Source organism: uncultured Paraglaciecola sp. (assembly GCF_937123705.1).
In the GTDB taxonomy this organism is placed as follows: domain Bacteria; phylum Pseudomonadota; class Gammaproteobacteria; order Enterobacterales; family Alteromonadaceae; genus Paraglaciecola.
Window position 1 is genome coordinate 1 of the sequence record NZ_CAKZKO010000143.1, and the last position, 26893, is coordinate 26893.

The window sequence follows — 26893 nt, forward strand, 5'->3', positions numbered from 1 at the left end:
AAGTCGATACGCATATTGGTACCCACTATTGTATGTTTTAGCTTTTTACCTTTGGTATCTGTAACGGCTTGAATATCGAAACCTAATACACTGTCTTCCATAAACTGTTGTCTACGTAATGTCCCTAAACTCAATTTGGCCGGTTTATCGCCAGAAGAGTTCGAGGTACCGCCACTTCCAAAAGTGCTCGTCATGGCATCCATTGAATCATTACGAAATTTATTCTGATCTAATTGCAACCATAGATATTTAAGAGTGTCGGGAGAATTGTTGTGGTAAGTAATCTCTTGGCTTGCTTCTAATCGACGTTTATCTTCGTCCAATTTAGCCCTAATTTTATAATCAACTTGTTGTTGCCAATATTCATGACCCGGCTCACCAGCCGCATTTCGATAAACGTTAGGCGTAGGCAGTGTTTCATCCAATTGACGAAACTTATCTTCAAAATTGCCCTTGGTTTGACTAATGGCTGCATTTGCGGCCCCAATAGTGGTAAACGACAGCACAGCTATCGTAATGAGTTTTCTAAACATAATGTTCCCTAGTTATCGTAAAAATAAACCGATGATGCTGTTATTATTTTTATTTGCTATCTAACATTTTATAATAAATTTATTAACAATTCTTAGGGAAATTAACCTGTATTAAGAAGGTTTGTTTGTATTATTAGGTCAAAACTACTGTTTTTGAATGATTTGCTTGGTTATTATTTCATTTTTAAACCATAGCTTATAACTACAATAGCTTGTTAATCGGTTGTTTTATCGTAATCTAGAAACAAAATGTAGCGAGGAAAAGTATGTATCAGGCCAATTGGAAGCGGGCAGTCATTAAAGTCGGAAGTAGCCTAATTGCGCCTAACAATAATCAATGTAGCCAAGAGTACCTTGGGCCTATCGCAGAATTTATTAGCACCAGCCGCAAACAAGGAAAACAAGTGATTTTGGTTTCTTCAGGCAGTGTTGCGGCGGGAAGGGGTAAAATTAGGCATAAACACCGTCCTTCAATCACTGAAAAGCAAGCCATGGCGGCTATTGGTCAAACCCAGATGATGGCCAATTGGGCCGGTTTGTTTGATTTTGATTGTGCCCAGATGTTATTAACCTCCGACGATTTACACAATCGTAGCCGTTATGTAAATATCAAAAATACCTTGCGTGAACTACTTAAAAATCATGCACTACCTATAGTGAACGAAAATGACACTGTGGCCATTAACGAACTTAAAGTGGGTGACAACGATAATCTGGCCGCCTACACCGCTTTAGTAGCAGAAGCCGATACTCTTATTATTTGTTCTGATATCAATGGGTTATATGATGCAGACCCCAGATACAACACTAATGCGCAGTTAATACCTGAAGTTGCCACTATTGATAGTCGCATCTACCAGTTAGCGGGCGGTGCTGGCAGTGATATGGGTACAGGTGGCATGCAAACTAAAATTCAAGCGGCGCAAAAGTGTGTGGACTCAGGCATTCAAACCCTAATTGTTAACGGTCGCGATAAAAATGTGTTTACTGAGTTGGCTAAAGGACGCTCACCCGGCACCTTGTTTATTCCCAACAAAAGTTTAGATAATGCCCGTGACAACTGGCTCAGGCATACCTTAAAAGCCAAGGGCAGCATAGAAATCGATCAAGGGGCGCAGCAAGCCTTGTTGCAACACGGAGCGTCTTTGTTGCCATCGGGTATTATTAAGGTAAGCGGCCAATTTTCATCGGGCGAAGCGGTGAACATTACCTACAACAATACCGCTATAGCTAAAGGTATTGTGCTGTATGGCGCCACCGATTTAGCGGCAATAAAGGGCCTAAACAGCCAAAACATTGAAGCAAGCTTGGGGTATTTTTTGGGTGAAGTGGCCATTCATCGTGATGACTTAGTATTACTTTAAATATCACCCTTACCTGTTAGATAAAATTTTTAAATAAGGATCAAGACGATGAGTTTTTCAATTGCCGATGCGGCGCACAGTGCCAAAAGGGCTGCTCGACAGGTTGCTAACTTGTCGGCGCCACAAAAAAATCAACTATTAGCCGACATTGCCCAAGCACTGGTGGCTAACACTCATAGCATATTGATTGCCAACAATAAGGACGTAGCCTTAGGGAAAGAAAACGGCCTAGATGAGGCCATGTTAGACCGGCTGGCACTTAATGCCGAGAGTATTCAAGGCATTGCCGATGCAGTACTTGAGATTGCAGGTCAAGAAGATCCTGTGGGCAATATCGCCAATATCAAACGTATGCCCAGTGGCATTCAAGTGGGTAAAATGCGCATTCCCCTTGGCGTGATTGCGATGATTTATGAATCACGACCTAATGTGACCATAGACGCCGCAGCTTTGTGTTTAAAGGCGGGTAATGCAGTGATTTTGCGCGGAGGTAAAGAATCCCTGCATTCTAATTTAGCCTTGGCGAAATGTATCGAAATGGCTTTAGCTAAGCAGCAACTAGACCCTGCGGCTGTAGTGGTAGTGCCAGACACAGACCGAGCAGTAATGAACGAGTTAATGACCCTTAACGAGTCCATTGACTTAATTATTCCAAGAGGGGGCGAAGGGTTAATTCGCTTTGTATCCGAAAACAGCCGCATTCCGGTTATTCAGCATTTTAAAGGGGTGTGCCATTTGTATGTCGACAGCGCAGCCGATGAAGCCAAAGCCTTAGCTTTACTCGAAAATGGTAAAACCCAACGCACAGGCGTGTGTAATTCTCTCGAAACCTTGTTAGTACATCAAGATATTGCCCCTAGGTTTTTGCCTAAAGCCGCAGCCTTGTTAGCCCAGCACCAAACCCTTGTTCATGCTTGTGAGAACAGCATTAGCTACTTCAATGGCGCACAACACGCCACTAAAGAAGACTGGCATGCCGAATATCTCGCCATGGAAATAGCAGTAAAAGTTGTGGTGGATTTTGACCAAGCCATCGCTCACATAGAAGAATATGGTTCGGGCCATACTGAGGTGATTGTCAGCCAAGATTACTCAAAAACCCAAGCCTTTATCCGCAGAGTTGATTCGGCCGTAGTGATGGCCAATGCCTCGTCGCGTTTCTCGGATGGTGGGCAACTTGGTCTAGGCGCTGAGATTGGTATCTCCACCAGCAAATTGCATGCGTATGGGCCTATGGGTGCGGAATCTCTTACCACTGAAAAGTTTATTGTGATGGGTGATGGTGAAGTACGTAGCTAACTTATTGGCTACCTCAAACATTTATATTGACTCATAAAAAAAGCCCCACCAAAAGGTGGGGCAAAAGTACCTGAGGACACAATTCAGGGTTTAGACACACTTAATATTATTCGAAACGATACGTCACGCGAACACCATAAGTGCGTGGATCAAGGTAAGTTGGTGTGCGGTAACGACCGACTAAAGAGTTGTCCACACCTAAGCCTGTGATGGACGCTTCATCTGAGACATTTTTAACGTAAAGTTCAAACTCCCACTTTTCGTTTGCGAGATCGCGCACAGTTACGCTAACGTCTGACTGAGACCAATCATCTTGCTTATCGGTCTTGATGTTATACAAACGAGAGTAATAGCTATCTTGCCAGTATGTTTGCGCGCGATAGGTGATGTCCCAGTTATCACTTAATTCATGACTGTACTGGATGCCAAATTGCACAGAGCTTTCAGGCGAATACTGTAAAGAATTCCCTTGTAAGTTGACTGGCCCTGAGCCTGAAGGTGATGAAATATCCGGCGAAGTTAGGAAATCATCGACAATTTCAGAATCAAGTAATGAGAGATTAAGGTTAACCCGAAATCCATCAATAGGCGCTGCAACAAATTCAAATTCTGCCCCTTTAACTTCGGCATCAACGTTAGTGTTAAATGTGGTGCCATCACCTAAAATACCTCCAACTTGCAACCCATCATACTTATACATAAATGCGGTTACGTTGGCTTGAAAGGTACGATCTAATAACGTGTTTTTGGTCCCTACTTCTAACGCATTGATATATTCAGGATCAAAGGTTGGGAAAGACGAGTCACTGGCGCCAGGGTTTATACCGCCGCCTTTATAGCCTCGAGATAAGGTACCGAAAAACAAGGTTTCGTCTGTTGCTTCTATATCAGGGGTATAGGCAAAACCAAGCTTACCGGTAAATTCTTCCCATTCGCCTTCACCGTATTTAAAGGTGCTTTCCATATCAAAGTCACTGGTTAGGTATGAGCCCGGTGCCATTGGAAAAACATCTAGGGAAGAATAGGTCCTCGTTTTTGTATACTTCTCTTCTTCAGTGTAGCGGATACCGACAGTTAACTTGAAATCTTCAGAGACATCATAATAACCTTCAGTAAATATTGCCCAAGAGTCTGTTTCGACTATAGGCGTATCAAAGGTAAAGGCGCCAAGTTCATCAGGTAACGCTTTAAATGCTGCAATAGCCGTCACTTCTGGGATATGAAACTTAATTAAGCTTTCGCCTTCATATTTTAGATAAAAGGCGCCGGCAGTATAGTTAAACGGTCCGTCTAAATATGACGCAACCCTAAATTCTTGGCTCCATTGCTTGCTTGCACCGCCATCGGTACGGGTTGAACTATGGCGGGTGGTGAGCTCAGTGCGCCCTTCTGGTAGCAACAACGTCTGAGGAACCAGCATCGCATCTGAACCATCAGAGTTATCAAAATCTCGATAAGCTAGATCTTCTCTATCATGGTAAGCCGATACTGAGGTAAAGACGTAATCACTAAATTCATAATTAAATTCAAATGAAAGGAGCAGGTGTTCGCTATTAAAAGTCGGTTGGTAGTCTGTCCCTACTTTTCTTGGATCGCCGCCGGTAGTTTTGGCAGAGCCATCGAGGTTGGTATTCCAAAAGTCTGGTCGAGTGCCGTAACCAAGAGAAGCATACAATCCAGCTAACGCACCATTGGCTAATGAGCCATCTGTGAAACTTGTGTTAGGGAATTCGTTGCCAAGCGTTTCACTGTTGTCACAACCCAGTACAGGATCGGCTTTACACAATACACCCACAGTACCACTGCGATCACTATGCTCTCTAAAATATTGAGCAAATAAAAATCCTTCAGCTTGATCGCTAAATTCGAACGAAGTTGAACTTCTAACCGACCATTGGTCGCGGCCATCAAGCGTGTCGAAGTCAACATCTTTAGCAATGGTTTCGGAATAACCATCGCGCTTGACTGTATTGAACGCAAAGCGTTGTAACACAGTGTCACTCAAAGGAACATTGACAAAACCTTTGGTTCTTAGGCCATTGTAATTTGCGATATCCGTTGTAATTGATGCTTCAAGTACATCGGTCGGGCGTTTTGTAATAGTGTTAACCACGCCAGCAGTGGTATTACGGCCAAAAAGTGTGCCTTGTGGACCACGTAACACTTCAACTGCCTGTACATCGTAAAACTCATTTTGTGAGGCGTTTCTGGTGACATATACACCATTGACGTGTACACCCATACCCGGATCGGCAGTTGACGATACGGCGGTGTTACCTACGCCCCGTACACTATAAGAGCCTCCGCCTGAGACCATAGCATTAGGTACGGCAAACTGCATATCAGCGGGGTCTTGAATATCTTGATCTTCCAACATTGATTCGTTAAATGCACTGATTGCGATAGGCGTTTCTTGAAGTGAAGAAACACGTTTTTGAGCGGTAACTTGGATCACTTCTAAGCCAGTTGCTTCATCATCAGGGCTAGTCTGAGCTTGGTTAACTTCCTGAGCGATAGCGGAAAGGGCAAATGGTATCGCTGAGGCTGCTGCGAAAAGGCGTTTATAAAGTCTAATGTGCGTCATGATTAAGCTCCAATGGGTTTTCTTAAAGGTATTAATTAAGGGAGTTATTTTGCATTAGAGGCTAATTCTACAGTCGCAATTATTACACCCCGCCAATAATAATGGCTACGTTATTGTAACAATTGACAATAGTCAATAGTTGTTTGTTATAAAAATGTAGAAAATTTATAGTAAACCATTAAGTTGCGTGCCAAAATTTAACTTTTGTCATGCAAAACAATGGTTTATTCCATGGATGCTTTGGGTTTAGTTGTTGCCTTATTGTAAAATAGTGCTAAAAGTTAACGTTTTTGATGGTGCCGCCGTCTACACGTAAATTAGCACCCGTGATGTTTGAAGCCGCAGGACTAGCCAAAAATACTGCCGCATTGGCAACTTCTTGGGAGGTACCTAATCGATTAAATACCGATAATGCAGCAGCCCGCTTAAATAAGTCAGGTTTGTGTTTTTCAACCCCTTGCCAGAAGCCATTCTCATGGTAAATTGGGCCTGGAGAGACTAGGTTAACGCGGATGTTATCTTTGCCTAGTTTGTTGGCAAGCTGGGTGGCATAAGAGATCAGCGCGGCTTTCATGGCACCATACTCGGTTTCGGTAGGCATGTTAGCTGTCATGATCGAGGCTATAGATGCAATGTATACTATTGAAGGGCTGTTACCTTGTTTTAAGTGAGGCAAGGCTAGCTCTGTGGCGCGAATATGCTGCAATAAATCCGCTTCAAAAGCTTGTTTCCAACGTTCAATGCCTTGATATTGATTCATGCTGGTGACGTTACTAACGAAAATATCTAAACCACCAAGCTGCTTTACTGCCGATTCAAACCAGCTTGCAAATGCTTCTGCATCGGATACATCCACAGCGCTACCAAAAGCGGTTGCACCTTGATCACGCCAATGGCCTATGGTCCTTTCTAAGGCTTCTTGGCCACGAGCGCAAGTAGCAATAGATGCACCGTCTTTTAATAAGCTATCAGCTATGGCCATGCCAATTCCACGGCTGCCGCCTGTCACTATGGCCCGTTTGTTCGCTAAACCCAAATCCATATTATTATCCTCGATATTGAGTGATTGAGATATAATTGACTCTATAATTTATTGAACTCGTCGTCAATAAGGTTTACATTAATAACAAATGTTAAAAATATCGTTGAGTTTTCACAGTGAGATTGAAAGTGGCAATAAGAAGTAGTCGAGTTAATGGGTGTTTTGTGTTGCGTATATTTACTGTGTTTGGTTTGGGGTTGTTGGGCTCCATGGCAACACAGGCTTCTGAGCAAAACAAAGGCGAACAAATTTTCCAAGCAAGTTGCTCCGCCTGTCATACTGGGGCTTTATTAGAAGCGCCTAAAGTAGAAGCACTAAAGCTTTATCAGCCAGAAAGGATCGTCAAGTCCTTAGAGTCGGGGTTAATGAGCACTATAGGGATGTCCCTGTCTATGTCGGATAAAGTGGCAGTAGCTGAATACCTAACCGAAAAGAAAGTCTCAGAAGAGAGTCACAAATTATCGGCATACAGCTGTAACAGCACAGATCTTAAAACACCACAGCAACCCTCTGATTTAGTGTGGAATGGCTGGGGAGGAAAAGCTGGCAATAACCGCCATCAAGCAAATGCACCCGGTTTAACAACCAAAAGTGTTGCTAATTTAAAATTGAAGTGGGCCTTTGCCTTTCCAGACACCACCAGAGTACGAGCCCAACCTATAGTCACCGAAGATATGGTGTATGTGGGTAGTCAGTCGGGCACAGTTTATGCGTTAGATACTGAAACCGGTTGTGTGCACTGGGAACACAAATCCCAAGCCGAAATACGCGGTGCCATGTTCTTACAAGGCAACCACTTATTATTTGGTGATTTAGAAGGCAGCGCCCACGCTATCGATGTACAAACAGGTAAGTTGTTGTGGAGTACCAAAGTACACCCTAGCCCACTAGCGGTTGTCACGGGTTCGGTGATTGCCGATGGTTCCAAAGTGTATGTGCCTGTGTCTTCACTAGAAATTATCCCAGCCGCAAGAGCAGATTATGAATGTTGTTCATTTAGAGGTGCAGTGGTTGCCCTTGATATTAAAACTGGCAAAAAAGTGTGGACTAGCTACACAGTGGACGAGCCTAAACCTACTTATAAATCGTCAGTAGGCACCCAACAACATGGACCATCAGGCGCGCCTGTTTGGTCTGGCCCCACTTTAGATGCAAAACGTAATTTATTGTATGCCACCACAGGGCAGAATTATTCATCACCTGCTACTGGTACCAGCGATGCCGTGTTGGCAATGGATTTAACCACAGGTGACATAAAATGGGTTACTCAGGTAACCAAAGCCGACGCGTGGAATGGCGCATGCTCCCGTAATACCCCTAATTGCCCTAAAGAAGATGGCCCCGATTTTGATATAGGTTCTTCGGCGATGTTAAGCACTCAAGCCAATGGCAAGCAGCTGCTAATTATCGGTCAAAAGTCGGGCATGGTGTACGCCTTAGATCCTGACGCCAAAGGCGAAATTGTTTGGAAGCAGCGCGTAGGTAGTGGTGGCACTATGGGAGGCGTTCATTGGGGCATGAGTACTGATAATCAAAAAGTGTTTGTAGGTATATCTGATTTGCCCACTAACAACCCTTACGCCGTAGGTGATGCCCACCCGGGCATTCATGGTTTAGATCTGCAAACAGGTGATATTATTTGGCGTAATGACTTACCCAATGTCTGTCCTAAGAAGATGAAATTTTTATGCTTCCGTGGTATTTCAGCCGCAGTCTCTAGTTCGCCGGAGCTGGTTTATGCTGGTGGATTAGATGGCATGTTTAGAGTGTTCTCAGCAGATAAAGGCGACATTCTGTGGGAATACAACACTAAACAGCCAGTGACCAGTGTTAATGGCGTAAAAGGTTTTGGCGGTTCAATTGAGGCCGATGGCCCGGTGATTGCCAACGGCAAAATATACTTGACTTCTGGCTATGACAAATGGGCCGAAGCTCCGGGTAATTTACTGATGGTGTTTTCTATAGATGGTCAGTAAGTCAGGTTTTAAATTCACGTTTTTAGATTGAATAAAAAACGCTAAACAAGCCTTGTTTTGGGGGCTAGCGTGTTATTAGGAGAATTTTATGCATTTTTTAAAAAAACTAGCAGCGGTGTCTTTGTCGCTAATTATGTTGTCAGCGCAAGCCATAGAAATTGATAAAACCGCCAGTATGAAAGACACCACAACCACTATGATGGGGATAAATCATATTGGTATATCGGTGGCAAATTTAGATGAAATGCTGAAATTTTATCAAGATGCCACGGGGTATGAAGTGATCAGGCGTGAAACCGTTAAAGGCAGCAGTGACGCCGACAAACTTTATGGCCACAAAGGTGTGGAATACGAAATGGCGATTTTAAAAGCGCCAAATATGCTGCTCGAACTCATTGCATTTAAACACAATAAAAATGCAAAAACCTCGACTATGCCGGTGATTGGCCCGGGTATGACTCACACCTGTTTTCAATCACCAGAATCTAACTCGGGTTTTAAGAAATTCCAAAAAGCGGGTGCTGATGTATTATCGCGGGAGGATAAACCAGTAGATTTGGGTGGTTATGGCGTGACATACGCTTACGCCTACGATCCTGAAGGCAATATGATGGAGTTGGAGCAACTCGACGGAAAAATTCTAGCGCGCTCTGGTTATGATTCAACTTGGAAAGCCTTAGAGCATGATTTATGGATGTCTCAAGTAGCACTGGTGACTCACGATCTCGAAGCATTGATGAGTTACTACCAAGGCGTACTTGGTTTTAAACCATATCGCGTAGCTGACTTAAAAAACCGAGTAGAAGTCGACAACCTGATTGATATGGACAATGCCACATTGATTGGTGGTTGGTTCAAGATGAATCAAAAATCTAAAGTGATTGAGTTTTGGCAATACACCTCGCCTAAGACTCCTAAAAACACTGTGGTACGCCAGCCTGCAACTTTAGGCTATAGCTATTCAATCGAAGTAGCCGATATTCAGAAAGAATATAAACGCATGAAAGCCCTAGGGGTAGATTTTATTAGCGAGCCGCAATTGTTAGGGGAGTTTTGGCAAGTCTTTGCTAGGGATCCTGATAGCAATATTTATAGCCTAAGACAGGTCGCCAATCCCAAAAGCACTTACTCCATAACTAGTTTCGATCCTAATTAAATTTGAATTCTTAAAGGTAATACAATGTTTCGCAATTTCTGTATTAGACATCCTAAATCTATTATGAGCCTGTTGCTGGTGGCTGTGTGTTGGCTACCAAATGCCCATGCAGAAACTGCAAAAGACCAAAAAACACCAGAAGAAATCTCATCTTTGGGCTATGACTCTGAATATGTGAGCCTTAATGGATTGAGGTTTCATTATGTACACAAAGGTGAAGGCGACATTATTTTGTTTATTCATGGCTATCCATTTTTTGGTGCGTCCTGGGACAAGCTTCTCTCGCACTTTTCTAAAGATTACCATGTGGTGGCGCCAGACAATCGCGGTTATAACCTTTCTGCCAAGCCTAAGGGAGTTGAAAACTACAAAATTGCATTACTAGTAGAAGATGTAAAAGCTTTGATTGAACATTTGCCAAAAGGAAAAAAAGTCACCTTAGTAGGCCATGATTGGGGCGGTGCATTGGCGTGGGCTGTGGCGCAAAAACACCCCAAAATGATCGACAAAATAGTGGTGATCAATGCACCTCCTTTTAATGTGTTACTGCATATGATTGTCAACAATCCTGAACAGAAAAAATCCTCTGCCTACATGGACAGACTCAAAAGTCCTGAAATGGAAAAAGTCTATGCCAAGTATGGCCCTGAAATGTTGTGGCGCTATGGCTTTGATAAGGGCTATGCCAACGGTCATCTAAACGATAGATTCAAAAATGCATTTTTTAGTGCTTGGAGCCAGCCAGGAGCCCATACTGGAGCGGTAAATTGGTATCGCGCAAATGTGCCAGCGGTGGCCGATATCAATGAAGACTCATATTGGCCTTCCAAAACCGCTAGAGTGACAGTTCCGAGCTTATTAATTTGGACTGAAAACGAACGCACCTTTGTTCCAGCTATGCTAGACGTGATTCCAAAGTATGTGGATGATTTATCGGTGACAGTAATTCCAGGCTCTGGACACAGCCCGTTTTTTGATAAACCACAAGATGTGATCCAAGCGATGGAGATTTTTCTTAAGAAATAAGCTTGTTGTAAGCTTAATAATTCTATTGGCGACGGCGTGTACTGGATACTCTTTTTTGCTGCTGCCAGAAAATTTCGGGATAAATTTAAGAAATACTCTTAAGAGGTTTTAGGGCGGTTTCGTAGTTGCGTTTTAAGCCTCCAATGCTTCCAATCATCATCGCCACTGTAATGTCTTCAACGGTTTGACGGCTTACTTCGTGGCGAGTGAGATAATGCCCAGCTGCAGCGGGTATGCCGAAAGATATATCTATGGCGATTAAGGCAATTTTCATGTCAATGCCAAAGTGCTGGTGTACGATTTTTGCAATATATTCAACCGCAGAAATCCGGCTGTATTCTGTTGGGTCTCCGTGATTTGATAAGCTAGGCTCTGCCGCTAATCTATCTAAAATGAGCCCGCGTTCGTCGATGTAGCTTAAATAGGCTTTTGTGGTTTGTCTCACTAGTTGTTCAAAAGTTTCAGCGCCTTCGGCTGCCTTAGCTTGGCGAATTCTCAAACTTTTATATTCTCGCTTGAGTAAGGTTTGTAATAATTCTTTCATGCTTGGGTAATACGCATACACCAGCGATTTACTGATCCCTGCTTCTTGCCCGAGTCTTTCCATACTCAAGGCAGACACTCCTTCAGTTTTTACTACCTCAGCGGCATGATCAAGGATTAGGTTTTTTCTTACCTCGGGCGAAAGTCGGGTCCGTGTTTTTTTAGGTGCTGCCATAGCGAGAGTACCGATCCTTTATAGTTACGCAGTTATAAACTAATAGTTATGTATCAGCATGCTAAATGCAAGCCTTGTACGTTACGGCATGCCGACTAATCATTCTGAGTATGGGCTAACGCTGTGCCGATTTTCGTACTTTAAAATCCATCTGCACTTTCATTTTTTTGGTGGCGACGGCTTGGCCGTCTGCAAATTTTGGTGCGTAACGCCATTTTTGCAGGGCGTCGGTTGATGTTACAAACTCTTTGTAAACTTGGCTAAATTCGCTTGCCAAGGTTTGCATGCTGAAACACATTACCGTGGCAAAAAGTATAAGGTGGTGAGGTTTCAAATTTAGATCCTTTAAGTCACATAAAAAGTTTATTAGATAGCTGGGGTCTTGACCATAGCGGTTTGTTCAAGCATGGCATAATAAAACTGAATGGCGTTGAGATAATCTTGCACCGCTATTTGTTCGTTTAGCCCATGAAATTGCGTTAACGAATCTTGATTTAGCGACACCATCATAAAACGATAGATATTATCTGATAAGTGCTGAAAATGCCTAGAGTCCGTCGCACCTAATACTAAGTAAGGTGATACTAGGATCTGGTCATTTAAACGCCTTATCGAGCTTTCAATTAATTTAAAACCAATATTATCGGTAGGGGATACGGCTGAGGCTTCATTGGCTTGCTCGCTAGAAAGTACCACCCGTTCATCGTCAATAACCTGCTTCAGATGAGCTTCAATACTGGCAATAGTATCACCTGGTAAAATTCTAAAGTTGACTACTGCACTGGCTATTGTGGGTAGCACATTTGACTTAGTGCTACCTTGCAACATAGTGATGGCAGTAGTGGTGCGCGCACTTGCGGCTGAACTGGGGCTTTTTAAAAGAGTATTAAGTACTAGGGGTTCAAATAACCACATATTTGCTAAAGGCAAACGCTGGGATAAAGGCATTGAATAACCTACGTTTTCAAACATTAAGTCAAAAAACTCGGTTCGCGCAGCAAAAGGGTTGTTCTCTACCCTAACTAAGGCCGCAGCCAAGATACCAGCGGCAGTATGAGCAGGAGGCTGTGATGAATGCCCACCTTCACCCTTTACGGTCAGTCTATAATTCACAAAGCCTTTTTCGGCCACGCCTATTAACGCTATGGGCTGAGTGGTCCCAGGAATAATACCATCGGCTATTACGCCGCCTTCGTCTAAGATAAATTCAAACTCAATGTTTTGCTCTGCAAAGTGCTGAGCTATGGCTTGTGCGCCTGCGCCGCCTGCTTCTTCGTCGTGCCCAAAGGCAAAATAAATGTCTCTTTGGGGGATTTTGCTTCTGGCTAAGAAATATTCTAGGGATTCCATTAGCGCCAGCACACTGACTTTGTCGTCTACGGTGCCTCTTCCCCAGATCACCCCATCTACTACTTTGCCGCTAAAAGGTGGTTGCTGCCATTGATCCTTGGTTTGCTCGTCAACCGGCACAACGTCCATATGGCCCATAAACAGTGCCGGTTTAAGTTGTGAATTTTGACCTTTAAGGTAATACACCATGCTGTAATCATTAAACGTGGTGAGCTGAGTTTTAGCATGGGCTAAGGGAAAGGACTCGGCCAAATGTTGGTGAAAAGCCTGAAACGCAGCATGATCAATACGGCTCGGCTGGTCATAAGAAATAGTGGGAATTTGTAACGCTTGACTAAACCTGTGTATTGCGGCGCCTTCATCCAAAGCGATGGTAGCTAGTGGCTTGGTGACCTGATATTGATTGTTTTCAAAAACGCTGCTGGCGCGAAAAAATACAACAACACATAACAGCAGCACACTAGCAGCAATAAAAAACAGAGTTTTTCTCATAAAATAAGTCACTTATATACATTTACTGGTTACAATTGTGGCCAGTATAACCTTTAGCAACAAGTTATAAATGGTTGCTTTATAAAGGGGTCACTATTTAGATGATTTTGATCAGGTTGGATCAGTGAAATGGGTGAGTTACTTTATACTGCGCAGCAACTAAGTGAGGGTTTATGGGCGAAATTACACAGCTTCTTGAAAATAATCGGCAATGGTCTGAAAATCAGAAAAATTCCGATCCTGAGTTTTTTAATAAATTATCAGAACAGCAAAATCCTGAGTATTTATGGATAGGCTGTTCAGACAGTCGCGTTCCGGCTAATCAATTATTAGGGCTATTGCCCGGTGATATTTTTGTCCATAGAAATGTGGCTAACCTAGTGATTCATACCGATTTTAATTGCTTATCTGTGCTGCAATATGCGGTAGATGTACTTAAAGTCAAACACATTATTGTGTGTGGGCATTATGGCTGTGGCGGCATAGATGCCGCCTTAGGTGATCAACAATTTGGTTTAATTGACAATTGGTTGGGTCATATTAAAGACTTGGCCTATAAGCACAGAAAAGAGTTGTCGGCCTTAAATGGCCAAGATAAAACTGATCGAATGTGCGAATTAAACGTAATGGAGCAAGCTGAAAACGTGCGTCGCAGTAATATTATTAAAGACGCCAAAAAAAGGGGGCAGACTGTACGTATTCATAGTTGGATATACAGCTTACGCAACGGCCGAGTGCAAGATTTAGGTGTTACTAATAACGATGTTTAGTCGACCCTAGTTCCTTCAAAGCTAGAAGGTTATATAAGTGTCGACTTGGGTTGCTTGCCTCTTGCTTTTTATTGGAATGCAAATTATTGAATATTTTCCACGTGCCAATGATTACTAACAATGGCTGTACTTTGCTCCACCTATGTAAATATTTGTTTATTTGATTAATCTTATAATAGGCTTTGTATCTAAATTTTCGACTATATCTACTGTTCTAGAGTGTCTAATTCCGTTTTTCATTTTGTCGTAACTAAAGCTCTTCATTTCCAATTGTTGACAAAAATTATAGAAGGTAGAGAAATCTTTTCGTGAGAAATCATCCTTTTCTCTAGTCATTTGAGTATCGATGTACATTTGATCACCGTTAGCTGTCAATGTCGCTACTGCAGTGTAAGGATCTCCATATCTTTTGACTCGCAATGCTCGTACCATTTTAACTTCAAAAACCCAATCACCGATTGTGGTGAAGCGTGATATTGAAGGCGTCATATTTAATCCTCTGTACTTGAAGTTATAGCAATTAAAAATTTGCCAAACTACTCCATAAGCAATTTTTAAGCCAATTAAACAATCCATTGAAATCAGGTGGTTAGGGAGTACTTTCCATAAAAGGTGTAACTAATTGGTAACAGTAGCTGGCAGTAACAAATATCGAAAGTCAATAATACACTAATTTGCTCGTTTTTTACTGAAAGTAATAATAAAAACAGGCTTAGGCGCTACGATTTACTGTACCCAATTACATACACTGTATAAAATAACTATAGGTTATTTGCGCTTGCTAGTTCAATAGTGTCCCACCCCTAATAAGGTAATCTATCTTAGAGTGGAACACAACTTACCTTAATTTGCCCTAAGCCGTTTCAACTATGGTTTTCATATCAGTCATGTAACCTCGTAGCTTAGCGCCTACGGTTTCAACGCCATGCTCTCTTATGGTTTTGTTGATATCTACCAACTTTTTATTATCTACACTGTTAGATGCTGTTGTGTAGGCTTTTCCTATAAGATCCGTACCTATACTAGGCATTAATTTTTCTGCTAATAATGGGATTGCCGCATTAGCAAATAAGTAGTTGCCGTATTCGGCTGTATCGGAAATCACCACGTTCATTTCGTATAAGCGTTTACGAGCGATGGTATTCGAAATCAACGGTGTTTCGTGCAACGACTCGTAGTAGGCCGACTCGGGTAAAATGCCCGCTTCAACCATCACATCAAATGCGAGTTCAACACCTGATTTGATCATAGCGACTAAAAACACTCCGTGATCAAAATACTCTTGCTCGTCAATACTGCCTTCAAACACAGGTGCATTCTCAAAGCCTGTTTGGCCGGTTTCTTCACGCCATTTTAATAAGTTAGCATCACCGTTGGCCCAGTCTTCCATCATAGTGCGCGAAAACTCACCGCTAATGATGTCGTCTTGGTGTTTACCAAATAGCGGTCTTAGCAAATCAGTTAATTGCTCGGATAATTCAAAGGCTCTTACTTTGGCTGGATTAGACAATCTATCCATCATATTAGTCACGCCACCAATTTTTAGGGCTTCGGTGATGGTCTCTAAACCGTCTTGAATAAGTTTGCCGGCATAACCTGCATCTATGCCATTGGCGACCATTTTCTCGTAACCCAAAACAGCCGCAACTTGTTGCATGCCGCATAAAATGGTTTGCTCACCCATAAGGTCAGATTTCACTTCGGCTACAAAAGACGACTCTAAAACGCCTGCGCGGTCGCCGCCTGTGGCTGATGCTAAGGCTTTAGCAATATCCCAACCTTGGCCTTTGGGGTCATTTTCGGGATGCACGGCTATAAGCGTTGGTACACCAAAGCCACGTTTGTATTCTTCACGCACCTCAGTACCGGGGCATTTTGGCGCACACATCACTACGGTTATATCTGAGCGAATTTGTTGGCCTTCTTCGACAATGTTAAAGCCGTGAGAGTAACTTAAAGTAGCACCTTGCTGCATTAGAGGCATTACCGCTTCAACCACACTTGAGTGCTGTTTATCAGGCGTTAGGTTATAAACGATGTCAGCCGTTGGGATAAGATCTTGATATGTACCTACAGTAAAACCATTGTCACTGGCACGGGTATAAGAATCACGCTTTTCGTCGATAGCAGCTTGGCGTAAAGCGTATGAAATATTCAAACCAGAATCACGCATATTCAAGCCTTGGTTTAGACCCTGTGCACCGCAGCCAACAATGACAATTTTTTTACCTTTAAGAAAATCACAACCTGTTGAAAATTCTGCTCGTTGCATAAAACGACAGCGACCAATTTGGTCTAACTGCTGACGTAAAGATAAGGTGTTGAAATAATTTGCCATGTGTAAATTCCTTAAATTGAAGTGCGTATTGCGTAAAAACTTAGTGGATTGATAGTAATAAAAATCTTATGTTGTTTAAAATGATATATTTGCAATATAATGTTGCATTATTTGCAATCTGGGGCTTGAATGGACATTCGCAGCTTAGAGCTATTTCAACACTTAGCCAGTAGTTTGCATTTTAATAAGACCGCCCAAGCATTATTTGTGAGCCCCTCGACCTTAAGTCGCTCAATCCAAAGACTTGAACAAGAGTGCGGCACGTCATTATTTGTGCGAGACAATCGAAAAGTAAAACTTACTGCAGCAGGGGCAAAATTATTAAGTTTTAGCCAGCAAACGTTATCTGAATGGAAAAAGATAAAAATTGAATTACAGCTAGACCAGCAGCAGCTCCAAGGGGAGCTAAGTTTGTTTTGCTCGGTGACTGCGAGTCAAAGCCATTTACCGAACTTGTTAGATAGTTTTCGCCATAAATACCCGCAAGTAGAAATAAAATTGACAACCGGTGATCCGGCTTGGTCCGCCAGCAAAGTGATGCAACAGGAAGTCGATGCCGCCATAGCTATTTACACCCCGGACTTTCCAGCCGAGCTTAAGTTTTTACCACTAGATAAAATTCCACTGGTACTTATCGCCCCAAAAGATTGGCAATTAACGCGGTTGGAACAATTTGAATGGTCTAATCATTCCTTTATTTTACCAGAGTCTGGGCCGTCAAAACGAATCGTTCATCATTGGTTTGCAGAGCAAGGTATTAGACCGCGAGTGTATGCAACTGTGGCAGGAAATGAAGCCATAGTAAGTATGGTGGCTTTGGGCTGTGGGTTAGGCATAGTTCCCGAGGTGGTTTTAGATCACTCAACCCTTGCCAAAAAAGTCAATCGCATTGAACTCGATAACATCGAACCCTACCAACTTGGCTTGTGTTGTTTACGAAAAAGAGTAGGCGAACCGGCCATTCAGGCGTTATTGAATGTTTAAGTATGAACTAGCCACTAGTCAACTGCGCTAACATACGGTCGAAAGCTCGATAGTGTAAAGCTTCGGCTAAATGTTGTTTTTGGATTTGGGGGTGGTTGCCTAAATCGGCAATGGTACGGGCGACTTTTAAGACCCTGTGGTAGGTGCGCAACGACAAGCCAAGCTGTTCTACCGCATGCTGCAAAAATACTTGGTCGGCTTGGTTCAGCACACAGTATTTTTGAACCTCCTTGCTACCTAACTGAGCATTGGATTTGCCCCCACGGTGTAATTGTATTTGATAGGCCTTAATTACCCTTTGGCGAACTGTTTGGCTGGACTCGCCGCGATTATTAACTTGTTCTGAAAATTCATTGTTAGCCAGTTTTGGAACATCTACCTGCAGATCGATTCGGTCTAAAAATGGCCCCGATATGCGATTTAGGTAACGCAGTATTTGCTCAGATGAGCACCTGCCATCGTGTAAGCTTCCTGTTGGGCTAGGGTTCATGGCGGCCACCAATTGGAATCGAGCCGGAAACTGCGCTTGCCTTGCCGCGCGAGAAATATTCACCACCCCTGATTCTAAAGGCTCTCGCAACACATCTAACACTTTGCGGTCGAACTCTGGTAACTCGTCTAAAAATAACACACCATTATGAGCCAAGCTGATCTCGCCGGGTCGTGGAATGCTGCCGCCTCCCACTAAGGCAACAGCTGAGCTAGTGTGATGAGGATGGCGAAACGCTCTATGCTTCCAGGTACTTGGGTCAACGTGTTTGCCTACTATTGAATGAATTGCGGCACTATCTAGTGCTTCTTCATCGGTCATATCGGGTAAAATAGTGATCAAACGACTTGCTAACATGGTTTTTCCGGTTCCCGGTGGTCCAGTAAAAAGTATGTTATGCCCTCCAGCAGCAGCAATTTCTATGGCACGTTTGCCCGCCATTTGCCCTACTACATCCTGTAGGTCATTCTCGTAACACGCGGCTTTTTTTAAGGTTTTAGTTTGGTAGAATTCCAGTGTCTTCTGACCAGTAATATGGTGATAAACCTCTAATAACTGTGTGACGGGCAATATTTTTGCTTGTTTTATTAATGACGCCTCTGAGGCATTTTTATTGGGAAGAATGGCAGTTCTGTTTGCCTGCGTACATGCATGAGCAAAAGGTAACACCCCCTGTATACTACGTACTGCACCAGAAAGAGCGAGTTCGCCGACTATCTCAACAGTTTTTAACTGTAATTGTGGTGCCTTTAAGGTGGCGGCAATAATGCCAATGGCAATGGCTAAGTCAAAACGACCGCCTTCTTTGGGTAAGTCGGCAGGGGCTAAGTTAACGGTAATACGTTTGGCTGGAAACTCGAATCCAGAATTGATTAAAGCGCTACGAACTCTATCTTTAGCTTCTCTGACAGAGGCCTCTGGTAACCCTACTAAGTTAAAGCAAGGCAAGCCATTGGCTAAGTGTACTTCCACTGTGATTAACGGAGCATCAATACCCACACTTGCCCGCGAGTAAACAATCGCTAATGACATACGGCAACTCCATTTGCTCTCACCAAAGAATAACTTAAGGCTAGTAAAACTATGTGAATATGCGAGTAATTATTATCTGCAAAATGGAATAAGTTGAACAAATAGCTACACCTTTAACTAATTTTTAGGCTAAAAGTGATCTGTGCTACTCGTTCTCTTTTGGGATGGAGTGTTAAGTTATTGTAAAAATTAATTTTAATTAATGTAAAGTTTCAAAAATCCGATATAGTTTTATTGATCTAAATCAACATGGCTACTTGGTTTTTCTTAGGGTTATTTTAAAGCTCGCAACCAAAACCGCTGACTTAATTTTATTTGCATCGTTATTTTTAAGGGTAATAAATGAATTGGTTAAATAATGTATCGTTACGATTGAAAATTATTATTGTTGGAGCCATTCCTCTGTTGTTGATGGTGTGGAGCATGTCTGTCAGCATTTTTCAGGTGCAAAGCATTGGGAAAGAACTAACTTCAATTGCTGAAAGCGACTTACCAATGAGTAATGCTTTAGCGAAAGTCACCGAGCATCAACTAAAACAAACCATAGAATTTGAAAAGATACTTCACTACAGCGCAGTAATGAAGTCTAAGCCAGAATATGAAGAAAAGCGTCATCAAGCTAAAAGCAAGTTTGATGCTTTATCGACAACAGTTTCAAAAGAAATTGCATCAACAATCAAAATTGGGCAACAAGCTTTAACTCATTTTAGTACTGAAGAAGAAACGGCAAAATTTAATCAAGTATTGGAAAGGCTAACCAATATTAGTATCAATTATAAGGACTATTTAGTTCATGCTAATGAAGCTCTTGAAGTCACAACAAAGCAAGGTTTAGATCAAGGTGAGACCTTACTACACAAGGTAGAAAAAGAAGAGTTGTTACTGGAAGATAATATATCCGATGTCGCCCATGAGATTGCAAGTTTCACCGCTGAAGCAGCACTAAGGGCGGAACAACATGAGCAGGATATAATAGTTACTCTTACAATATTAGTGATAGTGGCAACTATATTGGCCGCACTTTCTAGCTTTTTTATTGCTCAATCTATTAATTCACGTCTAAATGAACTTGTAGATATAGTCGATGTATTAGGTTCTGGTGATTTGACAGCAAATTTTCAATACATTGGCAAAGATGAAATTACGCGTCTTAAAAAGGGCGTGGGTCAAATGCGCGATTCAATTGAAACCACAATTGATAATATATCTGAGCAATCGACTACAGTGGACAATGCTGCAAACGAGTTTTCGTCGATTTCGCAAATTAGTTACGACAATAGCAAGTTACAGCAAGCAGAAATTGAGCAGTTCGCTAGCACCATTTATGAAATGACCACCACATCGGCTGATATATCAAAAAACATCAACGAAACTGCTAATGCATCACAACAAGCCCAAAGTGATACTAACGATGCAAAAGCCAAATTATCAAAGTTAATTTCCGAAGTAGAGTTATTGTCTAAACAAATGGTAACCGCAGAAAATGCGATCGCCACAGTTAGAAAAGATAGCGAAGATATCAACTCTGTACTCGAAGTGATTAAAGGCATTGCAGAACAAACAAACTTGCTAGCTCTTAATGCTGCGATTGAAGCTGCCAGAGCAGGTGAGCAAGGCCGAGGCTTCGCAGTGGTGGCGGATGAAGTTAGAACGCTGGCGACTAGAACACAACAATCAACAGCAGAAATCAATGACACCATAGATAGGCTGCAAGAAGGCTCTGTTGCTGCGGTAAAAATTATGCAAAAGAGTACACTCGAAGTGACTGAGATTGTAGACGAGGGGCTAAAAGTAAGTGAGTCCCTTAATCAGGCCACAGATTCGGTGTCAACAATCAGTAATATGAGTACACAAATAGCAGCGGCAGCGGAAGAGCAATCTGTTGTAACCGAACAGATCAATCAAAGTATCGTTAATATCAATGAAATGGGCACAGTCATATTGGAAGGCACTACAGAGGTGCTAACTAATTCAAGTAACTTAGCAAAGGTATCAGAAGAGTTGTCTGAGTTGGTGCGTTTGTTTAAAACACACAAGTCTGAGCATGGGTGATACAAAGCGGCCTAAGTGCCTGATTTTTATATGGGTCATTCATCCTTAACGGGATCGTGAGGGTTAAAAACCGGTAAATGCCAATGCCATTTCATAGCGCATAAGCGACAAGTTAAGGTAATGCCGAAACCACTTAACATTGATATTGCCGTGCTAAGGTTAAGATATAGACACAACATATATGCAACACCGCCTAGCACACAGGCTGTGGCATATAACTCACCTTTTAGCACTAAGGGAATCTCACGGCAAATGACATCTCTAATTAGGCCTCCAAATACACCAGTCATGGTACCTAATGCAATGGCTATGAGTGGAGAGGCACCGTAAGTTAGGGCCTTTTGTAACCCCATTACATTAAAAAATGCCAAGCCAATGGCATCGGCAAAGAGTAAGTATTTTAAAGGAAAGGTATTACGAGTGCGTAACCAAATAATTGTACTAAAAGCCGCAAGAATAATGACATAAAAGAAGCTAGGATCTTGTACCCAAAAGACTGGTAAGTCTAAAATCATATCCCGCAGAGTGCCGCCGCCAATTGCTGTCACCGACGCCAATACCACCACACCAAAACCATCCATGTGTTTTTTATAGGCCATCAAGGTTCCCGCAATGGCAAATACTGCTACCCCTGCCAAATCTACCCAATGTAACCAAGTTTCCATTAACTCTCCGAATTATGTGTGTTTAATATTCTATTTTTCTGGGTATATATCGCGCCAAAAAGGCATATAGCAATACTTGATCAAAATATCTGCTTCATGATATTTCTATATCCAGTGATGATAAATAAAAACTTGCAATGCGCTATTCTTTTTTGTGCAGTGACAACATACCGAGTTAAGCTTCATTGATTTGTTGCAGGAAATAGTGGGAGCACGAAATGACCCTAATTTCTACAACCAGGTTCGAGGTTTTCATGTTATCGGCAATTCGCCTTTACAGCCAATCAGCAATTTAGACAATGACATAAAGAGAGCAAACTATGCCGAAGTTACGATCAGCTACCAGCACCCAAGGCCGCAATATGGCGGGCGCTCGGGCCCTTTGGCGTGCCACTGGCATGAAAGATGGGGACTTTGGTAAGCCTATTATTGCGGTGTCAAATTCCTTTACCCAGTTTGTACCGGGACACGTGCATCTAAAAGACATGGGGCAGTTGGTGGCGCGTAGTATTGAGGCTGCGGGTGGTGTGGCGAAAGAGTTTAATACAATTGCGGTAGATGATGGCATTGCTATGGGCCATAGCGGTATGTTGTATAGCTTGCCGTCGCGGGAAATCATTGCCGATTCAGTGGAGTATATGGTGAATGCCCACTGCGCCGACGCCATAGTGTGTATCTCTAACTGCGATAAGATCACCCCAGGCATGTTGATGGCTTCAATGCGCTTAAACGTACCGGTTATTTTTGTCTCGGGCGGGCCTATGGAAGCAGGCAAAACTAAACTGTCTGATCAACTTATCAAGTTAGATCTAGTGGATGCCATGGTGGCCGGAGTAGACGACAATGTCAGCGATCAGGAAAGCGAACAAGTCGAACGCTCAGCTTGTCCTACTTGTGGCTCGTGTTCGGGTATGTTTACTGCCAATTCTATGAACTGCTTAACCGAAGCCTTAGGTTTGTCGTTACCGGGCAATGGTTCGATGCTGGCTACCCACGCCGATCGTGAAGGCTTGTTTAAACAAGCGGGCACCCAAATAGTAGAGCTGTGCCGCCGTTATTATCAGCAAAATGACGAGTCGGTGTTACCCCGTAATATTGCCAACTTTAAAGCTTTTGAAAACGCCATGACCTTAGATATTGCTATGGGTGGCTCAACTAATACTATCCTGCACTTAATGGCGGCCGCGGTGGAAGGAGAAATTCCATTCACTTTGGAGGATATTGATAGGTTATCTCGCAAGGTGCCGCATTTATGCAAAGTGGCGCCCTCTACCCCTGAATATCATATGGAAGATGTACACCGTGCTGGTGGTGTATTGGGTATTTTAGCTGAGTTAAACCGCGCGGGTTTACTCCATGCCGACTCGCCCCATGTACTAGGTAAAAACATAGGTGAAGTGATTGCCGAGTGGGATATCACCAATCCTGCCAATGAAAAAGCCCTAGAGTTTTATAAAGCTGGGCCTGCGGGTATTCGCACCACTCAAGCCTTTAGTCAAAATTGCCGCTACCCAACAGCAGATACCGATAGAGAAAACGGCTGTATTCGTAGCCGTGCTAATGCCTTTAGTGAAGAAGGTGGCCTAGCGGTATTGTTTGGAAATATCGCCGAGAATGGCTGTATTGTTAAAACCGCTGGGGTGGATGAATCGATTCACAAATTTACCGGCCGAGCGCGCATTTTTGAAAGCCAAGACACCGCCGTAGAAGCTATTTTGGCTGATAAAGTTGTTGCTGGCGATGTAGTGATTATTCGTTATGAAGGCCCTAAAGGTGGGCCGGGTATGCAAGAAATGTTGTATCCCACTACTTACCTTAAAGCTAAAGGTTTAGGCAAGGAGTGTGCGCTGATCACCGATGGGCGTTTTTCAGGTGGCACCTCAGGCTTGTCTATTGGTCACTGTGCGCCAGAGGCAGCCAGCGGTGGCGGTATTGGTTTGGTAGAAGAGGGTGACACTATCCTTATCGATATTCCAGAGCGTAAAATCGACATCGATATCAGTGCAGATGTATTGCAACAACGCCGCGTGCAGATGGATGCCAGTGATAAACCATGGAAACCCGTATCTCGGGTGCGTAAAGTCTCACTTGCCCTTAAAGCTTATGCCTTATTAGCCACCAGTGCTGACAAAGGTGCGGTGCGTGATGCATCAAAATTGGAAGACTAAATGACCCGTTCAGCCAATGATTATCTAAAGAACATATTGTTAGCGCCAGTTTATGATGTGGCGGTGAATTCTGATCTACAAAAGTTAGAAAAGTTATCCGCGTCTTTAGGGAACGACATTTGGCTAAAACGGGAAGATCAGCAACCGGTTAAGTCTTTTAAATTGCGCGGCGCCTATAACAAACTTTGCCAATTATCTAAGGTGCAATTGGCCAAAGGTGTGGTGGCATCTTCGGCAGGTAATCACGCCCAAGGCGTGGCGTATTCGGCGAGAAAAAAAGGTATACAAGCCACAATAGTGATGCCTGATACTGCGCCGGATATCAAGGTTGAAGCAGTACGTGAATTTGGCGGCGAATTTGTCAAGGTGGTGTTGCATGGCAGCAGTTTCGACCAAGCAAAAGATGAAGCCTTACGCCTGTCAAAAGAGCACGGTTACACTATGGTTGCGCCTTTTGATGACGAGGATGTTATTGCTGGCCAAGGCACTATAGCCCGTGAGTTACTGGAACAAAATCCCGATTTAGACACCTTGTTTATCGCTGTAGGGGGTGGTGGTTTGATATCGGGCATTGCGGTGTTTCTTAAACAGCTTAAACCCGAGATAAAAATTATCGCTGTGGAGTCCGATGAATCAGCTTGCCTGCAAGCAGCGATGCAAGCCGGTAAGCCAGTGCCACTTGATCATGTGGGTATTTTTGCCGATGGCGTAGCGGTTAAAATTATTGGCGCCGAGCCGTTTCGCTTATGCCAGCAATATGTAGATGACGTCATTACCGTTAATACCGATGAAATTTGTGCGGCTATTAAAGATATTTTCGACGATACCCGGGTGATTGCCGAGCCCGCTGGGGCCTTGTCGGTAGCAGGCATTCATAAATATCTAAAAACCCATCCCATGCAAGGCAAAAAAATTGCCGGGGTATTATGTGGTGCCAATATTAATTTTCATACTTTACGTTATGTGTCTGAGCGCTGTGAATTAGGCGAGCAAAAAGAAGCGGTAATTGCAGTAAAAATTCCTGAACGGAAAGGGGCTTTTAGGGCATTTTGTCAGCTGTTGGGCGGACGGGTTATTACCGAGTTTAATTACCGCTATTCCAGCGACAAAGAAGCCCATATTTTTGTGGGGATAAAATTAAGAGAAGGCCGCGAAGAGTTAGCGCAACTTTCTCAGTCACTCGACAGTAATGGTTTCCAAAGTTTTGATTTATCCGAAAACGAAATGGCCAAGTTACACGTACGTTATATGGTAGGCGGCAGACCCCCTAGCCTACTCAACGAAAAGTTATTTTCATTTGAATTTCCAGAACATCCAGGTGCGCTAATGAAGTTTTTAGATACATTAGGCGAACGCTGGAATATCACCCTATTCCACTATCGTAATCATGGTGCCGCTGATGGTTTGGTGTTAGCGGGGTTTGATATTGCCGACGGGGATCGCAGGGAATTTGATAAACACCTAACCGAGCTAGGTTATTTATATCAAGAGCAAACTGATAATCCAGCCTACAAGTTTTTCTTGTCGGACTTAAACGGTGTGTTTGAAAAATAGGCGCATGCTAAAGATGCAAAAAATAGTCGATGAAATTGCAGCGCAGATGGCTGCAAAAACTGACAAAGGCACTGTGGCTAGTTATATTCCTCAATTAGCATGTGTTGATCCTAAGCAATTTTCAATTAGTGTCGCGTTAGCCGATGGCTCGGTTTATAGTGCCGGCTGCGCCACAACTTTATTCTCGATACAGAGTATTTCAAAAGTTTTTACATTAACTTTAGCTTTAGGCAAAATGGGTGAACACGTATGGAACCGAGTTGGCCGAGAACCTTCAGGCGACCCTTTCAATTCGATTGTTCAGCTTGAACATGAATTAGGAAAACCACGAAATCCTTTTATTAACGCTGGGGCCATCGCTATCGCTGATGCCATTATTCAAGGGCATGAGCCTAAAGAAACCTTGGCTGAAATCCTTCAATTTATGCGCTATTTAGCCAATGACAACAGTATCGCGATAGACGAAAAAGTAGCTCGATCTGAAGAGCTAACCGGCGATAGGAATGCATCTTTGGCACATTTCATGGCATCATTTGGTCACTTTGAAAATCCAGTAAACGCGGTATTGGGAACCTACTTCCATCATTGCTCTATCGCGATGAATACAATGCAGCTTGCTACTGCTGGGTTATTTTTAGCCAATAATGGTATCAACCACAACACAGGCTATAGCGTTGTGTCACCAGACAGAGCAAAACGTATTAATTCTTTGATGTTAATGTGTGGTCACTATGATGGTTCTGGTGAATTTGCTTTTCGTGTTGGCTTGCCAGGTAAAAGCGGCGTAGGTGGAGGCATACTCGCCATTGCCCCTGGAAATGCGTCTATTGCTGTATGGTCTCCAGGTTTGGATACTATTGGCAACAGTAAACTTGGCACAGAGGCGTTAGAATTACTCACTGAAAAAACTGGTTGGTCGGTATTTGGGCAGTAAATTTATGTATCAACCATCATCTGAAAACCGCCATATATCATGCGACTGCCATCAAAAGGCATTGGGTCCATAAGCGAGTCCATACGTGGATCGCTCATGACTTTTTCCATCCCTGAGTTACGCACGTCTTTTGAAGGCCAAACAATCCATGAAAGCACTACTGATTCGTCTTTTTTGCATTTAACTGCCATAGGAAAGGATGTTAACTTACCTTCGGGTAGGTCGTCTCCCCAGCATTCCACTAACTTTAATGCGCCGTGTTGCTTAAATATCAGAGACGCAACATTCGCATGTTTAATATATTCGGTTTTATTTTTATTGGGTACGGCTGTGACAAACCCGTCTATATAATTCATGTTATTTCCT

Annotated in this window: 21 protein-coding genes and 1 pseudogene; 11 read left to right on the forward strand and 11 right to left on the reverse strand. The window is 42.9% G+C overall.

Annotated elements, in window-relative coordinates:
* Positions 1-533: pseudogene (locus tag Q0688_RS19800) on the reverse strand (aminopeptidase); the annotation flags it as partial.
* A 266-nt stretch (positions 534-799) separates the two neighbouring features.
* Here Q0688_RS19800 and proB point away from each other — a divergent pair.
* Both proB and Q0688_RS19810 read left to right on the forward strand, forming a co-directional pair.
* Positions 800-1897, forward strand: a complete 1098-nt coding sequence (gene proB, locus Q0688_RS19805) for a glutamate 5-kinase (protein ID WP_299081392.1) — start codon at positions 800-802, stop codon at positions 1895-1897.
* A 48-nt stretch (positions 1898-1945) separates the two neighbouring features.
* Complete coding sequence (locus Q0688_RS19810) at positions 1946-3196, forward strand: glutamate-5-semialdehyde dehydrogenase (protein WP_299081395.1); 1251 nt, start codon at positions 1946-1948, stop codon at positions 3194-3196.
* Between the two features lie 106 nt (positions 3197-3302).
* Here Q0688_RS19810 and Q0688_RS19815 read toward each other — a convergent pair whose 3' ends face one another.
* Complete coding sequence (locus Q0688_RS19815) at positions 3303-5780, reverse strand: TonB-dependent receptor (RefSeq protein WP_299081398.1); 2478 nt, start codon at positions 5778-5780, stop codon at positions 3303-3305.
* Between the two features lie 274 nt (positions 5781-6054).
* Positions 6055-6822: an SDR family oxidoreductase gene (locus Q0688_RS19820; RefSeq protein ID WP_299081401.1), complete on the reverse strand. Its 768-nt coding sequence runs from the start codon at positions 6820-6822 to the stop codon at positions 6055-6057.
* A gap of 167 nt (positions 6823-6989) precedes the next feature.
* Here Q0688_RS19820 and Q0688_RS19825 point away from each other — a divergent pair, with 167 nt between their 5' ends.
* The 3 genes from Q0688_RS19825 (at position 6990) to Q0688_RS19835 (ending at position 10980) form a co-directional block, all read left to right on the forward strand.
* The gene (locus tag Q0688_RS19825) at positions 6990-8798 is read left to right on the forward strand and encodes a PQQ-binding-like beta-propeller repeat protein (protein WP_299081404.1); all 1809 of its coding nucleotides are present in this window, start codon (positions 6990-6992) and stop codon (positions 8796-8798) included.
* An 88-nt stretch (positions 8799-8886) separates the two neighbouring features.
* Entirely contained in the window at positions 8887-9954 is a 1068-nt protein-coding gene (locus tag Q0688_RS19830) for a VOC family protein (RefSeq protein WP_299081407.1), read from the forward strand.
* Between the two features lie 24 nt (positions 9955-9978).
* Complete coding sequence (locus tag Q0688_RS19835; RefSeq protein WP_299081410.1) at positions 9979-10980, forward strand: alpha/beta hydrolase; 1002 nt, start codon at positions 9979-9981, stop codon at positions 10978-10980.
* An 85-nt stretch (positions 10981-11065) separates the two neighbouring features.
* Here Q0688_RS19835 and Q0688_RS19840 read toward each other — a convergent pair whose 3' ends face one another.
* From Q0688_RS19840 to Q0688_RS19850, 3 genes are all read right to left on the reverse strand, one after another.
* On the reverse strand, positions 11066-11698 hold the full coding sequence (locus Q0688_RS19840) for a TetR/AcrR family transcriptional regulator (RefSeq protein ID WP_299081413.1): 633 nt from the start codon (positions 11696-11698) through the stop codon (positions 11066-11068).
* A gap of 115 nt (positions 11699-11813) precedes the next feature.
* Entirely contained in the window at positions 11814-11984 is a 171-nt protein-coding gene (locus Q0688_RS19845; protein WP_299081416.1) for a hypothetical protein, read from the reverse strand.
* An 80-nt stretch (positions 11985-12064) separates the two neighbouring features.
* Positions 12065-13540 (reverse strand): M20 family peptidase, encoded by a 1476-nt coding sequence (locus tag Q0688_RS19850; protein ID WP_299081418.1) that lies wholly within the window; start codon positions 13538-13540, stop codon positions 12065-12067.
* A 173-nt stretch (positions 13541-13713) separates the two neighbouring features.
* Between Q0688_RS19850 and can the strand changes: the two genes are divergently transcribed.
* A complete protein-coding gene (gene can, locus Q0688_RS19855) occupies positions 13714-14310 on the forward strand; it encodes a carbonate dehydratase (protein ID WP_299081421.1) in 597 nt (198 codons plus the stop codon).
* Positions 14311-14466: 156 nt separating this feature from the next.
* Here can and Q0688_RS19860 read toward each other — a convergent pair whose 3' ends face one another.
* A complete protein-coding gene (locus Q0688_RS19860) occupies positions 14467-14799 on the reverse strand; it encodes a hypothetical protein (protein WP_299081424.1) in 333 nt (110 codons plus the stop codon).
* Between the two features lie 364 nt (positions 14800-15163).
* Positions 15164-16648 (reverse strand): ketol-acid reductoisomerase, encoded by a 1485-nt coding sequence (gene ilvC / locus Q0688_RS19865; protein ID WP_299081427.1) that lies wholly within the window; start codon positions 16646-16648, stop codon positions 15164-15166.
* Positions 16649-16777: 129 nt separating this feature from the next.
* Here ilvC and ilvY point away from each other — a divergent pair, with 129 nt between their 5' ends.
* Complete coding sequence (gene ilvY / locus Q0688_RS19870; RefSeq protein WP_299081430.1) at positions 16778-17632, forward strand: HTH-type transcriptional activator IlvY; 855 nt, start codon at positions 16778-16780, stop codon at positions 17630-17632.
* Between the two features lie 7 nt (positions 17633-17639).
* Here ilvY and Q0688_RS19875 read toward each other — a convergent pair whose 3' ends face one another.
* Complete coding sequence (locus Q0688_RS19875) at positions 17640-19154, reverse strand: YifB family Mg chelatase-like AAA ATPase (protein WP_299081433.1); 1515 nt, start codon at positions 19152-19154, stop codon at positions 17640-17642.
* Between the two features lie 342 nt (positions 19155-19496).
* Here Q0688_RS19875 and Q0688_RS19880 point away from each other — a divergent pair, with 342 nt between their 5' ends.
* Complete coding sequence (locus Q0688_RS19880) at positions 19497-21206, forward strand: methyl-accepting chemotaxis protein (RefSeq protein WP_299081436.1); 1710 nt, start codon at positions 19497-19499, stop codon at positions 21204-21206.
* A gap of 35 nt (positions 21207-21241) precedes the next feature.
* Here the strand turns inward: Q0688_RS19880 and Q0688_RS19885 are convergent, their stop codons facing one another.
* Positions 21242-21871 (reverse strand): trimeric intracellular cation channel family protein, encoded by a 630-nt coding sequence (locus Q0688_RS19885; protein ID WP_299081439.1) that lies wholly within the window; start codon positions 21869-21871, stop codon positions 21242-21244.
* A 320-nt stretch (positions 21872-22191) separates the two neighbouring features.
* Between Q0688_RS19885 and ilvD the strand changes: the two genes are divergently transcribed.
* The 3 genes from ilvD to Q0688_RS19900 are packed head-to-tail and all read left to right on the forward strand — an operon-like array spanning position 22192 to position 26527.
* Positions 22192-24039, forward strand: coding sequence for a dihydroxy-acid dehydratase (gene ilvD / locus Q0688_RS19890; RefSeq protein ID WP_299081442.1), 1848 nt, complete (start codon positions 22192-22194; stop codon positions 24037-24039).
* Positions 24040-25593 carry a threonine ammonia-lyase, biosynthetic gene (ilvA, locus tag Q0688_RS19895; protein WP_299081444.1) on the forward strand — a complete coding sequence of 518 codons (1554 nt, stop codon included), beginning with the start codon at positions 24040-24042 and terminating at the stop codon, positions 25591-25593. It begins immediately after the preceding gene.
* 13 nt (positions 25594-25606) lie between these two features.
* Complete coding sequence (locus tag Q0688_RS19900; protein ID WP_299081447.1) at positions 25607-26527, forward strand: glutaminase; 921 nt, start codon at positions 25607-25609, stop codon at positions 26525-26527.
* Between the two features lie 2 nt (positions 26528-26529).
* On the opposite strand, the gene Q0688_RS19905 is transcribed toward Q0688_RS19900, so the two are convergent.
* Positions 26530-26883: a DUF1428 domain-containing protein gene (locus Q0688_RS19905; RefSeq protein ID WP_299081450.1), complete on the reverse strand. Its 354-nt coding sequence runs from the start codon at positions 26881-26883 to the stop codon at positions 26530-26532.
* Positions 26884-26893: the final 10 nt, after the last annotated feature.

Coding starts and splice junctions, on each gene's coding strand:
- proB (WP_299081392.1), top strand. CDS start 800: ATGTATCAGGCCAATTGGAAGCGGGCAGTCATTAAAGTCGGAAGTAGC.
- Q0688_RS19810 (WP_299081395.1), top strand. CDS start 1,946: ATGAGTTTTTCAATTGCCGATGCGGCGCACAGTGCCAAAAGGGCTGCT.
- Q0688_RS19815 (WP_299081398.1), bottom strand. CDS start 5,780: ATGACGCACATTAGACTTTATAAACGCCTTTTCGCAGCAGCCTCAGCG.
- Q0688_RS19820 (WP_299081401.1), bottom strand. CDS start 6,822: ATGGATTTGGGTTTAGCGAACAAACGGGCCATAGTGACAGGCGGCAGC.
- Q0688_RS19830 (WP_299081407.1), top strand. CDS start 8,887: ATGCATTTTTTAAAAAAACTAGCAGCGGTGTCTTTGTCGCTAATTATG.
- Q0688_RS19835 (WP_299081410.1), top strand. CDS start 9,979: ATGTTTCGCAATTTCTGTATTAGACATCCTAAATCTATTATGAGCCTG.
- Q0688_RS19840 (WP_299081413.1), bottom strand. CDS start 11,698: ATGGCAGCACCTAAAAAAACACGGACCCGACTTTCGCCCGAGGTAAGA.
- Q0688_RS19845 (WP_299081416.1), bottom strand. CDS start 11,984: ATGCAAACCTTGGCAAGCGAATTTAGCCAAGTTTACAAAGAGTTTGTA.
- Q0688_RS19850 (WP_299081418.1), bottom strand. CDS start 13,540: ATGAGAAAAACTCTGTTTTTTATTGCTGCTAGTGTGCTGCTGTTATGT.
- can (WP_299081421.1), top strand. CDS start 13,714: ATGGGCGAAATTACACAGCTTCTTGAAAATAATCGGCAATGGTCTGAA.
- Q0688_RS19860 (WP_299081424.1), bottom strand. CDS start 14,799: ATGACGCCTTCAATATCACGCTTCACCACAATCGGTGATTGGGTTTTT.
- ilvC (WP_299081427.1), bottom strand. CDS start 16,648: ATGGCAAATTATTTCAACACCTTATCTTTACGTCAGCAGTTAGACCAA.
- ilvY (WP_299081430.1), top strand. CDS start 16,778: ATGGACATTCGCAGCTTAGAGCTATTTCAACACTTAGCCAGTAGTTTG.
- Q0688_RS19875 (WP_299081433.1), bottom strand. CDS start 19,154: ATGTCATTAGCGATTGTTTACTCGCGGGCAAGTGTGGGTATTGATGCT.
- Q0688_RS19880 (WP_299081436.1), top strand. CDS start 19,497: ATGAATTGGTTAAATAATGTATCGTTACGATTGAAAATTATTATTGTT.
- Q0688_RS19885 (WP_299081439.1), bottom strand. CDS start 21,871: ATGGAAACTTGGTTACATTGGGTAGATTTGGCAGGGGTAGCAGTATTT.
- ilvD (WP_299081442.1), top strand. CDS start 22,192: ATGCCGAAGTTACGATCAGCTACCAGCACCCAAGGCCGCAATATGGCG.
- ilvA (WP_299081444.1), top strand. CDS start 24,040: ATGACCCGTTCAGCCAATGATTATCTAAAGAACATATTGTTAGCGCCA.
- Q0688_RS19900 (WP_299081447.1), top strand. CDS start 25,607: ATGCAAAAAATAGTCGATGAAATTGCAGCGCAGATGGCTGCAAAAACT.
- Q0688_RS19905 (WP_299081450.1), bottom strand. CDS start 26,883: ATGAATTATATAGACGGGTTTGTCACAGCCGTACCCAATAAAAATAAA.